The sequence below is a fragment of the Aeromonas popoffii genome (assembly GCF_037818705.1).
Taxonomy (GTDB): Bacteria; Pseudomonadota; Gammaproteobacteria; order Enterobacterales; family Aeromonadaceae; genus Aeromonas; species Aeromonas popoffii.
Window position 1 is genome coordinate 2,094,899 of sequence record NZ_CP149129.1, and the last position, 12,258, is coordinate 2,107,156.

The window sequence follows — 12,258 nt, forward strand, 5'->3', positions numbered from 1 at the left end:
TCTATCGTGCTTAGCGCACCTCAATCACATCCAGCATGTCCATCTCGTCGATGTCCAGCAGCGGTGCCTTGGGCAGTTCAGGTGGATCAAACGCCTTGTCACCACCATCAATGATGCCTGAGTCACGGTTGATGCTCTTGAAGTCGAACAGATTGTGATCGAGCAGGTGGCTCGGGATCACGTCCTGAATGGCGGTGAACATGGTCTCGATCCGGCCGGGGAAGCGGCGATCCCAATCCTGCATCATCTGCTTGATGGCCTGACGCTGCAGGTTCTCCTGCGAGCCGCACAGGTTGCAGGGGATGATGGGGAAGGCCTTGACCTCGGCATAGCGCACCAGGTCTTTCTCCTTGCAGTAGGCCAGCGGGCGGATCACCACGTTCTTGCCATCATCGCTCACCAGCTTGGGCGGCATGGATTTGAGCTTGCCACCGTAGAACATGTTGAGGAACAGGGTCTCCAGTATGTCGTCCCTGTGATGGCCGAGGGCAATCTTGGTGCAACCCAGTTCCTGGGCGGTGCGATAGAGAATGCCACGGCGCAGACGGGAGCAGAGGGCGCAGGTGGTCTTGCCTTCCGGCACCTTGTCCTTGACGATGGAATAGGTGTCTTCCTCGACGATCTTGAAGTCAACGCCCAAGGTGGCCAGGTACTCTGGCAGCACGTGTTCGGGGAAACCGGGTTGTTTCTGATCCAGGTTGACGGCCACCAGATCAAAATGGATGGGGGCGCTTGCCTTGAGGCTCATCAGGATGTCGAGCATGGCGAAGCTGTCCTTGCCACCGGACAGGCACACCATGATCTTGTCGCCCTCTTCAATCATGTTGAAGTCGGCAATGGCCTGACCTACGTTGCGCCGCAGGCGCTTCTGCAGTTTGTTGAAACTGTATTTATCTTTGGCGTTCAGCTCTTCTAGCATGCTCGTAAAACCCGGGACACAAATAAGCGCGTTATTATAGCCATGTCCCGGGGGAGGGCAAGATGCCAGGATGAAAGGCGTCTTATGATTGACTGCGCCGGCGGTCTACCGGGCTGCTGTAATCGGCGGGTTTGAGGATCAGCATGTCGCAGGCGAGACGATCCACCACATGTTCGGCGGTATTGCCGAGCAAGGCGGCAGAGAGGCCGGTGCGACCGACGCAGCCCATGATCATCAGAGTGGCCTGCAGGCTATCGGCCAGATCGGGCAACACCTCTTCCGGGAGACCTTCCGCCACCCGAGTCCACAGATGACTGATCCCATATTTGTCGGCATGGCTCAGCAGCAGACTTTCATGGTGCTTGCGAATGGCATCGTTATAGGCGTTGGGATCGAACTCGGGCAGCTCGATGGCTACGTTGACCGGGGTGCCGGGATAGGTGTTGACCAAGTAGAGGTTGGAGCCGAGCAGCTCGGCGATGGCGATCCCTTCCTCCGTGATCCGCTCGTTCAGCAGTTTCTGCTCCTGATCGTCACTGGAACAATTGATGGCAGCTATGATGTTGCCGCCCCGTTGCCAGTGGCCCTCCTTGACCAGCAGGACGGGACAGGGACACTTGCGCAGCAGGTGCCAATCGGTCGGAGTGAAGATGAAGGTTTGCAGAAACGAGTGATGGTGAGTCGCCTTGACCACCAGATCGTGGCGGTTCTCCAGCACTTCCTGAATGATGCATTCGAAGGGACGATTGTGCCAGACCACCTTGATCTCGCAGTCCAGCCCCTTGGCACGGTAGGGTGTCAGAATATCGTCGAGCCATTCACGGCGCTGGGCGATCACGCCGTGGCGCATCTCTTCCCGTTCGTCCACCGACAGCATGGCGGTCATCTCGTACGAGAAGTCGTAAATGGTGAGCAACAGGGTCAGTTGAGCGCCTTCATCCAGCTCAGCCACCTTGACCGCACGTTCGAGGGCAATTTGCCGCTCTTCTTCCGGGTTGATAACGACCAGGATTTTTCGGTACTTGACCATGTTCTCCTCCTCCTTGGCAAAAATACCAATTATGGCAGACCTTTAGCCATTACAGCTTAGCTCAGGAGGAGGGAAGGAGACGTGTGCCGGATCAAAATTCAGCGTAAACCGATCCGGCAACAAAGGGAGATTAACCGCTGGGAGGACGGGTGGCGCCAGCCATGATACCGAGGGCCACATGATCCAGCACGGTAATGTACTTGCCCTTGACGCTGATGAGCTCGGACTTTTGGAAGCGGCCAAGCAGACGGCTGATGGTCTCGACGGTGAGGCCGAGGTAGTTGCCAATATCACCGCGGGTCATTGAGAGGCGAAACTCCTTGGCGGAGAAGCCACGCTCGGAGAAACGCACCGACAGATTGTGCAGGAAGGCGGCGAGGCGCTCTTCGGCATTTTTCTTGGAGAGCAGCAGTATCATCTCCTGATCGCCCATGATCTCGTTGCTCATCAGTCGCATGATCTGCTGACGTAACTTGGGCATCTTGCCGGAGAGCTCGTCGAGCACGTCGAACGGGATCTCGCACACCATGGCCGTTTCCAGCGCCTGGGCGAAGGAGGGATGGGCATGCTTATGAATAGCATCGAAACCAACCAGATCACCGGCGAGGTGGAAGGCGGTGATCTGCTCATCGCCTTGTTCCGTGATGGTGTATGACTTGATGGTCCCGGAACGGATCGCGTAGAGCGATTTCAGCTCATCGCCTGCTTTGAACAGCTCCTCACCCTTCTGGATCGGCTTCTTTCGCTCAATGATGCTGTCGAGCTGATCGAGTTCGCTGTCGTTCAGGGTGAAGGGAATGCAGAGCTGGCTGATGCTGCAATCCTGGCAATGAATTGCACAGCCACCGCTCTGAATACGTCTGCCAGGTTTCTTTTCCGGGATCATAGGCTCATACGAATAATTGATTTATATCAAACAAGTTTACCATCAACTCATCCGTTTTGGATAGGGTTTCAAAAGGACGCAATCCCTATCCAGAGCGTATGAAGCCCATACGCGATGAGCAAAACTGCGCCGCCCTGGCGCAAACTGCGCAGTGTCAGCCAGTAGCGCAGGCGGTCTGCCAGCCCCCCCAGTGCAAACAGTGTCGGCAGGGTCCCGATACCGAAACTGAGCATGATGAGTGCACCGCTACCGGCGGAACCCGCCGCCGCACTCCAGGTCAGCATGGAGTAGACCAGGCCACAGGGCAGCCAGCCCCACACCATACCAAAGGGAAAGGCCTGCCAGGCCGAGGTGAAGGGGAGAAACTTGCCCGCCAGCGGTTTGATGCGAGGCCAGAGTCGGGCGCCGATGCGCTCAAGCAGCAATATGCCCTGCCACCAGCCGGCGAGGTAGAGACCGAGCGCTATCATCAAGAGCGCGGCCACCAGCCGCAAGCCGGCGATAGCGTGCTTGCCTGCACCCAGTTCGCTGGTCGTGGCCAGCAGGCCTCCCACCAGAGCTCCGGCTAACACATAGCTGAGGATCCGGCCCAGGTTGTAGTTGAGCAGGTAACCGAGCCGGCCCCAGAAGTGCTGCTGCTCGGGGGGGATGGCCATGGAGAGGGCGGCCGAGACGCCGCCACACATGCCGATGCAGTGGCCTGAACCCGCCAGCCCCACCAGCAGGGCCCCGATAAGATCAAGGCTGGCGGTCATCGGATGTATGCTTGCTGGTTTTCTGGGCGGGGCAGTCTTCATCGAACAGGATATTGGAGCCCTGGCGGTCGAGATCTTCAAACTGCTCGGAGCGAATGGCCCAGAAGAAGAGGGCGCCGGCGATGATGACAAACAGGATGGCGATGGGGATAAGGACGAAGATGATGTTCATGGTGCAAGCCTTGCGATGAGAGTGGTCATGATATATCCGTTGGTGGCCTGGGGCCCGGCGAGCCCGGCAAACGCGGGCTCCTTTTTATCGTGCGTATGCATGCGCCCATGGCTCAGCGATTGAGCCGCATGGAGTTGGTGACCACGATGAGGGAGCTCAGAGACATGCCCGCCGCCGCCACATAGGGTGGCAACCAGCCGCTGGCCGCGAGCGGCAGCACCAGCAGGTTGTAGCCGATGGACCAGGCGAAGTTCTCCTGGATGATCTTGCGGGTGCGAATGGCCAGGGTGCGCGCTTCCAGCAGGCGGGAGAGATCGTCGGCCAGCAGTATGGCATCGGCGCTGTTCTTGGCCAGATCCGTGCCGCCTGCCATGGCGAAGGAGGCGTGGGCACCGGCCAGCACGGGGGCATCGTTGATGCCATCCCCCACCATGATGTTGATATCGCCGCGGGCCTCATGTTCCTTGAGATAGGCCAGCTTGCCATCCGGCGTGACCCCTTTCACCAGTTCATCGACCCCGAGTTCGCGGGCCACCTCGTCGGCCTGGGCCGAGCTGTCACCCGTGAGTATGGTGGTCTGCAGACCGGCGGCCTTGAAAGCCTGGATCAGCGCCCTGGCATCCGGGCGCAATGTATCTGCCAGGATGAAACGGGCCAGCAGCCTGGATTCATCGGCCAGATAGATGGCAAGGCCCTGGCTGGCCGTCTGCCCGGCGGGCAGGGACAGCCAGCGTGCGCTGCCGATACGGTAATGCTGGCCTGCGATCTTGCCCTGAATGCCGTGACCTATGACGGGCGTCACCTCACTTGCCGCCAGCAACACAGCTTCGTCCGCCGCCTTGCTGCGAAAGGCGCGAGCGATGGGATGTTCTGAGTAGGCTTCCAGCGCGCGGGCGATGGAGAGGCACTGGGCCTCGCTCAGCTCGGCCAGCGCCGTGGTGCTGATCAGGCTGATGTTGCCTGTGGTCAGGGTGCCTGTTTTGTCCATCACGATCCGGTTAGCCTTGGTCAGCACGTCCAGCACATGGCCACGGCGCAGCAGAATGCCGTTGCGGGTCAGATTGGCGGTGGCCGAAGTGAGCGCAGTCGGCGTGGCCAGCGACAGGGCGCAGGGGCAGGTGGCAACCAGCACGGCCAGGGTGACCCAGAAGGCCTGCTCCGGCTGATGGAAGTGCCAGAAGGTCCAGACCGCAGCGGCAATGATCAGCAGCACCAGAATAAAGTGGCGCGACAGCTGATCCGCCATCTGTGCGATGGCCGGTTTGTCATCGAGGGCATGATCCTGCAGTCGCATGATCTGGGCGATGCGCGACTCCTCGATACGGTGGCTGACCCGGATCTGGAGCGGTGCATCCGTGTTGATGGTACCGGCATAAACGCTGTCACCCACCTGCTTGAGCAGCGGCAACTGTTCACCGGTCAGCATGGATTCATTAAGGCTTGCCTGTCCCTCGACGATGAGACCATCGGCCGGCAGGGTGGCGCCGGCCAGTACCCGTATCCTGTCTCCTACCTGCAGCATCTTGGCTGCCACCTCATGCTCGCCATCTTCATCGATGCGCGTGGCCATGATGGGCACCAGCCGCGCCAGGTTGGAGCTGGACTCGGACGCCTTGCGCCGGGCCCGTAACTCCAGAAAACGTCCCAGCAGCAAGAAGAAGACGAACATGGTGATGGAGTCGAAATAGACCTCGCCGGTGTTGAAGACGGTGGCCCACATGGAGGCGACGAAGGCGCCAATCAGTGCCAGCGATACCGACACGTCCATGGAGAGGTGGCCCTGTTTCAGGCTGCGCCAGGCTCCCACGTAAAATGGCTGGGCCGAATAGATCATGATGGGGGTGGAGAGCAGCAGGCTTATCCACTTGAAGTAGACCATGAACTCATCCTCGACGCTGATGAAGAGATCCATGTAGAGCGCCACGGCGCACATCATCACCTGCATTGACCCCAAGCCCGCCAGTGCCAGCCGGAACATGTAGCTGCGCACTTCTTTGGCGTAGAGCGCTTCCTGGGTGTGGGTCTGGAATGGGTAGGCACGATAGCCTATTTTGGCGAACCCCTTGAGGATGTCGCTCAAGGCAAGCCTGTCCGGATCCCACTTGATGCGCGCACGGTGAGTGGTGGTATTGACGTTGATGTAATGCAGGCCGGCAAGGCCTGTCAGATGACGCTCGATGAGCCAGGCGCAGGCGGCGCAAGTTAGCCCTTCCACGCTGAGCAGGATCTCGCGCATCCTGTGGCTGCCCGTGCCGCTGTCGGTGACGAAATCCTGCTGTACCTCGGTCAGATCGTAGTGGGTGAGGGCAGCCAGCTCTTGCGGGACCAGTTCACCCTTGATACCGGGCGCTGTGCGGTGCTCGTAATAGCTGGAGAGGCCACACTCCATGATGGTTTCTGCCACCGCCTGACAGCCGGGGCAGCACATGGGTTGGACTATGCCCTTGATCTCGAGTGCATAGCGACTGCCGGCGGGTACCGGCTCACCGCAATGGAAACAAGCGTTGATGGCGTCTTGCCCTGGGAGGCAAGGTAAGCGATCTAGGCATGGGGCGTGCTGGCGGGAAGCTGCGTCGCCAGGGTGAAAACCGCCAGTCATGGCTTAACGTCCTTTGGGATCGAGTTCTACGGGCGCCTTGGTCGGGAGCTGGACTGTCTCTTGCAGACGCCATTCGTGATTGAGGGCATCGACCCGGATATGCCATTTCCCATTCAATGGTTTATCGAGCGGCAGGCGATAGACGCCGCTGGCGTCAGCCGTCACCATGTGCTCGCTGTCCATGCCGGCCAGGGTCGGATGGAATAGGGAAAGGTAGAGGGCCTGACCGGGGGCAATCTCTCCCGAGAGGGGTTTGAGGGTCAGCTCCTTGTCATTCACTTCCAGCGCGATGTGAATGTTGAGGGCTTCGGAGCGACGGAACTTGCTCAGGTCCTGATTAATCTCTTTGCCTTGCTTGTAATAGTCTTCGGCGACCAGGTTGACGCCATCCTTGCTGGCGATGATGCCAGTGCTGATGCTGGCGATCACGGCGGCGGCCGGGAGGGTGATGATGAACCAGGGCCAAAATTGGCGATACCAGGGTTGGGACATAGTGAGTGCTACCGAAACGTATGATTAACAGAATGGAGGCTTTCCAGCCAACACAAGATAACAAAAAGCCTCGAAGAGTCGAGGCTTTTTGCTGAGTAATCACGTGCTTATCACATGTTACTGCTTATTTTACATGTTGTTGTGGGACAAACTATAAACGTAGGAGGCGAGCAGGTGCACCTTGTCTTCGCCCAGAATATCCCTCCAGGCTGGCATGACGCCGTGACGACCGTGGGTGATGGTCTGCTCGACCACCTGACGGGAACCGCCATACAGCCAGATATTGTTGGTCAGATCCGGTGCCCCGACGGCGATACCGCCCTTGGCATCGGCCCCGTGGCAGGCTGCGCAGATAGCAAAGCGGGCTTCACCTTTCTTCGCTTCCACCAGATCGACCTTGCGACCGGAGAGGCTCAACACATAGGAGGCCACTTCCTGAACGCCGTCCTTGCCGAGGATTTCACCCCAGGCAGCCATCACACCATGACGACCGTCCATGATGGTGGTCTTGATCTGATCCGGTTGACCACCCCATTGCCATTCGCTGTCGGTCAGGTTCGGGAAACCGCGACCGCCGCGGGCATCGGAACCGTGGCACTGGGAGCAGTTCTGCAGGAACAGACGCTGACCCACCTTGCGCGCTTCTGGATCGGCGGCGATCTCTTCAATGGCGCGATAGGTCTTGCCATCGGCCTGATAGGCCAGCTCTCGGAACTTGGCGCCGTAGATCTCGTCAGCCTTGACCAGTTCGCGGTCAAACTCCACCGCCCGACCTTCAGCCTTGGCGGAGGCCGCCGCAGCCTTGGACTCGGCCAGCGAGCGAACATCCTGGTTGGAGCTCTGCCAGGCCAGCAGACCCTTCCAGTTACCCAGCCCCGGGAAGGCCAGCAGATAGAGCAGACCGGTGACGATGAAGAAGAAGAACATGTAGGTCCACCACTTCGGCAGCGGGTTGTTCATCTCTTCGATACCGTCGAAGGAGTGTCCCATGGACTTGCCCTCCTCCACGCCCATTTTGTCGCGCAAGCACCACACCAGCAGCAAGAAGCAGCCAAGTATGGTCCCCAGGCTGAGGACGGTCACAAAAATGCTAAACAAAGTGCTCATTATTGTTTCGCTCCTGCGTTCTTGTTATCAGCACCGGGTTGCTCGTCGTCGGCAAACACCAAGTTGGCAGCCTCGTCGAAAGAGGCCTTGCGGCGCTTGCTGTATGCCCAGACGATGATGCCGATCATGATGGCCATCAACAGCAGGGTATAAAGGCCGCGAAATGTGCCGTAATCCATATCCTGACTCCTTTATTTCAGGGCATGACCCAGTGATTGCAGATAGGCTACCAGTGCATCCAGTTCGGTTTTACCCTTAACGGCTTCAGCTGCACCCTGGATGTCAGCGTCGCTGTAAGGCACGCCGAAGTGATCCCGGAACAGCGCCAGTTTCTTCCCGGTCAGTTCACCGGTCAGGACATTGGTGTCGAGCCAGGGGAAGGACGGCATGTTGGACTCGGGTACCACATCGCGCGGGTTGATCAGGTGAGCGCGGTGCCAGTCGTCTGAATAGCGACCGCCCACACGGGCCAGATCCGGGCCGGTACGCTTGGAGCCCCAAAGGAAGGGGTGCTCCCACACGCTTTCACCCGCGACCGAGTAGTGGCCGTAACGCTCAATTTCAGCGCGAAGCGGACGGATCATCTGGCTGTGACAAACGGAGCAGCCTTCGCGGATAAAGATATCGCGGCCTTCCATCTGCAGGGCAGAGTAGGGCAGGAGGCCCTCTACCGGCTCAGTGGTCTGCTTTTGGAAGAACAGGGGGGTGATTTCGACCAGGCCCCCCAGGCTGATGGCAAATATGATGCCGACCACCAGCATGGGAACGCTCTTTTCAAAGATCTCGTGACGGTTTTTGTTGCTCATGCGTTGACCTCTTCAATCATGCTGGCTGTGCGACAGGTTCCAGGGAACCCTTGGGCGCAGTGATGGTGCGATAGGCGTTGTAGGCCATCAGCAACATACCGGTGACAAAGAAGCAGCCACCCAGGAAGCGCACGAAGTAGAAGGGATAAGAGGCCTGCAGCGATTCCACGAAGCTGTAGGTCAGGGTGCCGTCGTCGTTGACCGCACGCCACATCAGACCCTGCATCACGCCGGAAATCCACATGGATACGATGTAGAGCACTGTGCCCACGGTGGCCAGCCAGAAGTGCACGTTGATCAAGCGGATGCTGTACATGCGACCCTGATCGAACAGGTTCGGGATCAGGTGATACACGGCGCCGATGGATACCATGGCAACCCAACCCAGTGCGCCTGAGTGGACGTGACCTACGGTCCAGTCGGTGTAGTGGGAGAGGGCGTTGACCGTCTTGATCGCCATCATGGGGCCTTCGAAGGTGGACATGCCGTAGAACGACAGGGACACGACCAGGAAGCGCAGAATGGGGTCATAACGCAGTTTGTGCCAGGCGCCGGAGAGGGTCATGATGCCGTTGATCATGCCACCCCAGGAGGGGACGAACAGGATCAGGGACATGACCATGCCCAGCGACTGGGCCCAGTCAGGCAGCGCGGTATAGTGCAGGTGGTGCGGACCGGCCCATATATAGAGGGAGATCAGCGCCCAGAAGTGCACGATGGAGAGGCGGTAGGAGTAAACCGGACGACCCGCCTGCTTGGGCACGAAGTAGTACATCATCCCGAGGAAGCCGGCGGTCAGCAGGAAGCCTACCGCGTTGTGGCCATACCACCACTGCACCATGGCATCCATGACACCGGAATACATGGAGTAGGACTTCATGCCGGAAAGCGGCACGGCCATGCTATTGACGATGTGGAGCACGGCCACCGTGATGATGAAGGCGCCAAAGAACCAGTTCGCCACATAGATGTGGGAGGTGGTACGTTTGACCAGGGTGCCGAAGAAAACGACGGCGTAGGCGACCCAGACGATGGCGATGGCGATATCGATCGGCCATTCCAGCTCTGCGTACTCCTTGGAGGTGGTGTATCCCAGCGGCAGCGAAATGGCGGCAGACAGGATGATTGCCTGCCAGCCCCAGAAAACGAAGGTCGCCAGGGGGCCACAAAACAGTCTGGTTTGACAGGTGCGTTGCACCACGTAAAACGAGGTGGCCATCAGTGCGCTGACGCCGAAGGCGAAGATCACTGCGTTGGTATGGAGGGGCCGCAGACGACTGTAAGTCAGCCACGGGGTCTCGAAGTTGAGGGCAGGCCAGATCAACTGGGCTGCGATCAGTACGCCAACCGACATGCCGACAATTCCCCAGACAATCGTCATGACGGTGAACTGGCGAACAACGGTGTAGTTGTACTCAGGATGGTTAGTTATATGGCTCATCGTTGTATTCCGCTTCCGATGCTGCTGTTGTTTGATTTTTTGTCCAGTGACATGGACCGACATCATTGGCTACTGCCAACCTTCTGTTAACAACTGTTAATAAAAGGAAAAGCAAAAAGTAGCTAAATGAAAATTCGTTGGGAATGATACTGAAGTGACAGGTAAAATAACAGTATAAACAGTGATATATTTGGCTCCGACTGGTCTCGCCTGCTCAATTATTTACCTTGCGCGAGATCACGAAAATGTCATTTTTAAGGCATCTTAAAAGGTTGTTTTTTCATGAAAGAGAGACTCACTTCACGCAAAATTGCCCATTTGGCGATCGTTCTGGCCATTTTGCTCGGATTGGTTGCTTATCGAACCTGGTTTGGCGGGGGGCAGACGGCGGTGGCAGGGGCAGAAAAAGATCAGATTTGTGATCTGTCCCACGCCTCCTGCAGCCTGTTGGTGGGCGACAAACCGATGACCGTCAGCGTCGCCTCCTTGCCGGTGCAGGCCGAACATGACTTCGTGATACTGCTTCAGGGGGGGGATCCCGCCTTGAAACCGGTGAAAGCCTGGCTGGAGGGGCGAGACATGTTCATGGGTACCATACCGGTCAGTTTCGAGCCTGCAGATCGCGGCTGGCAGGGGTCGGCCCTGGTGGGTTCCTGCACCTCGGCAGTGATGGTCTGGCTGCTCAATATCGAGTGGAACAATGGCCAGCGCCAGCAGTTGGAACTCTCGGTCAGTCGTTGAATGGCTGCCTTTATGAAGAAAAGGAGGGGGGTGAAGGTGAAAATAGATTTGAAATTTTCAGGCAGGGCGTTACCTTGCACAGATTATCAGGGAGTGAAGTTCATTTAATCATGATTGAAAAACAACCGTTTTATCGCACCCTCAACCAGCAGGCCAAGGCGTTGCTGGAGGGGGAAACCGATCTGATTGCCAATCTGGCCAACCTGTCCGCGCTGCTTAATCAGGAGCTGGCCGAGATCAACTGGGTGGGTTTTTACCTGTTGCAGGGAGATACCCTGGTGCTCGGTCCGTTCCAGGGCAAACCGGCCTGCGTACGTATTCCGGTCGGCCGTGGGGTATGCGGCACTGCGGTTGCTGAGGGGCAAACCCAGCTCATTGACGATGTGCATCAATTTGAAGGGCATATCGCTTGCGATGGCGCCAGCAACTCGGAAATCGTGATCCCGGTGCGCCGTGGTGGCGAGATCATTGGCGTGCTGGATATCGATAGCCCAATTTTCAACCGTTTTGACGCAGAAGACCGGATTGGGTTGGAAGAAACAGTGCAAATTTTGGAAAGCATGCTCTAAGTCATTGCTTGATGGTTCGCAAAAGGCCCCAAGCTCTCTATAATGGGGCCTTTGTTGTGCTCGGGCGTGCCCGCGCGTTTATATGAAAGCCAAGGTTATACATGGAAAACACTGAGAAGCTGAAGAACAGTAAAGAGATCGTTGCCTACCTGGTCGAGAAATTCCCGGCCTGCTTCATCGCTGAAGGAGAGGCCAAGCCACTCAAGATTGGCATCTTCCAGGATTTGGCCGAGCGTCTTGCTGACGACGCCAGAGTATCCAAGACCATGCTGCGCTCTGCACTGCGTCAATACACCTCCAGCTGGCGTTACCTGCATGGCCTTAAGGCTGGCCAGGCCCGTGTCGATCTGGACGGAAATCCGGGTGAACTGCTCACCGAAGAGCACATCGAACATGCCAAGCAAGCCCTGAAAGAGAGCAAAGAACGCGTCTTTGCCAGCCGTCGTACCAATACTAAAGAAGAGAAGGCCAAGCAGCCCCGTCGTCCTGCCCCGCGCAAGGCTGATGCTGTCGCCAAATCTGACAAGCCCAAAGCCGCACCCAAGGCCCCCGTTGCCGATGCGCCGCTGGTGAAGGTCGATGCTGCTAATCTGAAAGTGGATCAAGGCGTCAGGGTCGTGCTGGGCAAGTCTCCTGTACCGGCGACCATCAAGGAAGTGACCAAGGATGACGTTCAGGTCCAACTGCAGACCGGCATGATGCTGCGGGTCAAATTTGAGCATCTGGTTCTCTAAGGAGACA

General features: G+C 57.9%; 14 protein-coding genes. 3 read left to right on the forward strand and 11 right to left on the reverse strand.

The features are described 5' to 3' along the window. Nucleotides 1-10: 10 nt before the first annotated feature. The 11 genes from ttcA to ccoN all read right to left on the reverse strand — a co-directional run bounded on the left by ttcA (nt 11) and on the right by ccoN (nt 10,207). Nucleotides 11-919 carry a tRNA 2-thiocytidine(32) synthetase TtcA gene (gene ttcA / locus WJM78_RS09610; RefSeq protein ID WP_339015355.1) on the reverse strand — a complete coding sequence of 303 codons (909 nt, stop codon included), beginning with the start codon at nt 917-919 and terminating at the stop codon, nt 11-13. A gap of 82 nt (nt 920-1,001) precedes the next feature. Beyond that, the gene (uspE, locus tag WJM78_RS09615; RefSeq protein WP_108535424.1) at nt 1,002-1,949 is read right to left on the reverse strand and encodes a universal stress protein UspE; all 948 of its coding nucleotides are present in this window, start codon (nt 1,947-1,949) and stop codon (nt 1,002-1,004) included. Nucleotides 1,950-2,079: 130 nt separating this feature from the next. Beyond that, nucleotides 2,080-2,835: an FNR family transcription factor gene (locus WJM78_RS09620; RefSeq protein ID WP_042037817.1), complete on the reverse strand. Its 756-nt coding sequence runs from the start codon at nt 2,833-2,835 to the stop codon at nt 2,080-2,082. Between the two features lie 68 nt (nt 2,836-2,903). After that, entirely contained in the window at nt 2,904-3,590 is a 687-nt protein-coding gene (locus WJM78_RS09625; protein ID WP_339015358.1) for a sulfite exporter TauE/SafE family protein, read from the reverse strand. Continuing rightward, a complete protein-coding gene (gene ccoS, locus WJM78_RS09630; RefSeq protein WP_339015360.1) occupies nt 3,574-3,762 on the reverse strand; it encodes a cbb3-type cytochrome oxidase assembly protein CcoS in 189 nt (62 codons plus the stop codon). Before ccoS ends, WJM78_RS09625 begins: the two co-directional genes overlap by 17 nt. A 112-nt stretch (nt 3,763-3,874) precedes the next feature. Beyond that, on the reverse strand, nt 3,875-6,271 hold the full coding sequence (locus WJM78_RS09635; protein WP_339015821.1) for a heavy metal translocating P-type ATPase: 2,397 nt from the start codon (nt 6,269-6,271) through the stop codon (nt 3,875-3,877). Nucleotides 6,272-6,364: 93 nt separating this feature from the next. Next, the gene (locus WJM78_RS09640) at nt 6,365-6,853 is read right to left on the reverse strand and encodes a FixH family protein (protein ID WP_042037814.1); all 489 of its coding nucleotides are present in this window, start codon (nt 6,851-6,853) and stop codon (nt 6,365-6,367) included. 129 nt (nt 6,854-6,982) lie between these two features. Further along, a complete protein-coding gene (ccoP, locus tag WJM78_RS09645) occupies nt 6,983-7,960 on the reverse strand; it encodes a cytochrome-c oxidase, cbb3-type subunit III (RefSeq protein ID WP_339015362.1) in 978 nt (325 codons plus the stop codon). Further along, nucleotides 7,960-8,139: a CcoQ/FixQ family Cbb3-type cytochrome c oxidase assembly chaperone gene (locus WJM78_RS09650; protein WP_005315611.1), complete on the reverse strand. Its 180-nt coding sequence runs from the start codon at nt 8,137-8,139 to the stop codon at nt 7,960-7,962. The genes ccoP and WJM78_RS09650 overlap by 1 nt, the downstream gene beginning before the upstream one ends. Nucleotides 8,140-8,151: 12 nt before the next feature. Next, nucleotides 8,152-8,766: a cytochrome-c oxidase, cbb3-type subunit II gene (ccoO, locus tag WJM78_RS09655; RefSeq protein WP_042037809.1), complete on the reverse strand. Its 615-nt coding sequence runs from the start codon at nt 8,764-8,766 to the stop codon at nt 8,152-8,154. A gap of 16 nt (nt 8,767-8,782) precedes the next feature. Next, a complete protein-coding gene (gene ccoN, locus WJM78_RS09660; protein WP_042037808.1) occupies nt 8,783-10,207 on the reverse strand; it encodes a cytochrome-c oxidase, cbb3-type subunit I in 1,425 nt (474 codons plus the stop codon). Between the two features lie 282 nt (nt 10,208-10,489). Between ccoN and WJM78_RS09665 the strand changes: the two genes are divergently transcribed. The 3 genes from WJM78_RS09665 (at nt 10,490) to proQ (ending at nt 12,251) form a co-directional block, all read left to right on the forward strand. Further along, nucleotides 10,490-10,948: a hypothetical protein gene (locus tag WJM78_RS09665; RefSeq protein ID WP_339015366.1), complete on the forward strand. Its 459-nt coding sequence runs from the start codon at nt 10,490-10,492 to the stop codon at nt 10,946-10,948. A gap of 110 nt (nt 10,949-11,058) precedes the next feature. Next, entirely contained in the window at nt 11,059-11,517 is a 459-nt protein-coding gene (locus tag WJM78_RS09670) for a GAF domain-containing protein (RefSeq protein ID WP_042037805.1), read from the forward strand. Between the two features lie 101 nt (nt 11,518-11,618). Next, on the forward strand, nt 11,619-12,251 hold the full coding sequence (gene proQ, locus WJM78_RS09675) for an RNA chaperone ProQ (RefSeq protein WP_042037804.1): 633 nt from the start codon (nt 11,619-11,621) through the stop codon (nt 12,249-12,251). Nucleotides 12,252-12,258 lie beyond the last annotated feature (7 nt).

Bases quoted from the DNA above. Each gene is read 5' to 3' on its own strand.
- ttcA (WP_339015355.1), bottom strand. From the start codon at position 919: ATGCTAGAAGAGCTGAACGCCAAAGATAAATACAGTTTCAACAAACTG.
- uspE (WP_108535424.1), bottom strand. From the start codon at position 1,949: ATGGTCAAGTACCGAAAAATCCTGGTCGTTATCAACCCGGAAGAAGAG.
- WJM78_RS09620 (WP_042037817.1), bottom strand. From the start codon at position 2,835: ATGATCCCGGAAAAGAAACCTGGCAGACGTATTCAGAGCGGTGGCTGT.
- WJM78_RS09625 (WP_339015358.1), bottom strand. From the start codon at position 3,590: ATGACCGCCAGCCTTGATCTTATCGGGGCCCTGCTGGTGGGGCTGGCG.
- ccoS (WP_339015360.1), bottom strand. From the start codon at position 3,762: ATGAACATCATCTTCGTCCTTATCCCCATCGCCATCCTGTTTGTCATC.
- WJM78_RS09640 (WP_042037814.1), bottom strand. From the start codon at position 6,853: ATGTCCCAACCCTGGTATCGCCAATTTTGGCCCTGGTTCATCATCACC.
- ccoP (WP_339015362.1), bottom strand. From the start codon at position 7,960: ATGAGCACTTTGTTTAGCATTTTTGTGACCGTCCTCAGCCTGGGGACC.
- WJM78_RS09650 (WP_005315611.1), bottom strand. From the start codon at position 8,139: ATGGATTACGGCACATTTCGCGGCCTTTATACCCTGCTGTTGATGGCC.
- ccoO (WP_042037809.1), bottom strand. From the start codon at position 8,766: ATGAGCAACAAAAACCGTCACGAGATCTTTGAAAAGAGCGTTCCCATG.
- ccoN (WP_042037808.1), bottom strand. From the start codon at position 10,207: ATGAGCCATATAACTAACCATCCTGAGTACAACTACACCGTTGTTCGC.
- WJM78_RS09665 (WP_339015366.1), top strand. From the start codon at position 10,490: ATGAAAGAGAGACTCACTTCACGCAAAATTGCCCATTTGGCGATCGTT.
- WJM78_RS09670 (WP_042037805.1), top strand. From the start codon at position 11,059: ATGATTGAAAAACAACCGTTTTATCGCACCCTCAACCAGCAGGCCAAG.
- proQ (WP_042037804.1), top strand. From the start codon at position 11,619: ATGGAAAACACTGAGAAGCTGAAGAACAGTAAAGAGATCGTTGCCTAC.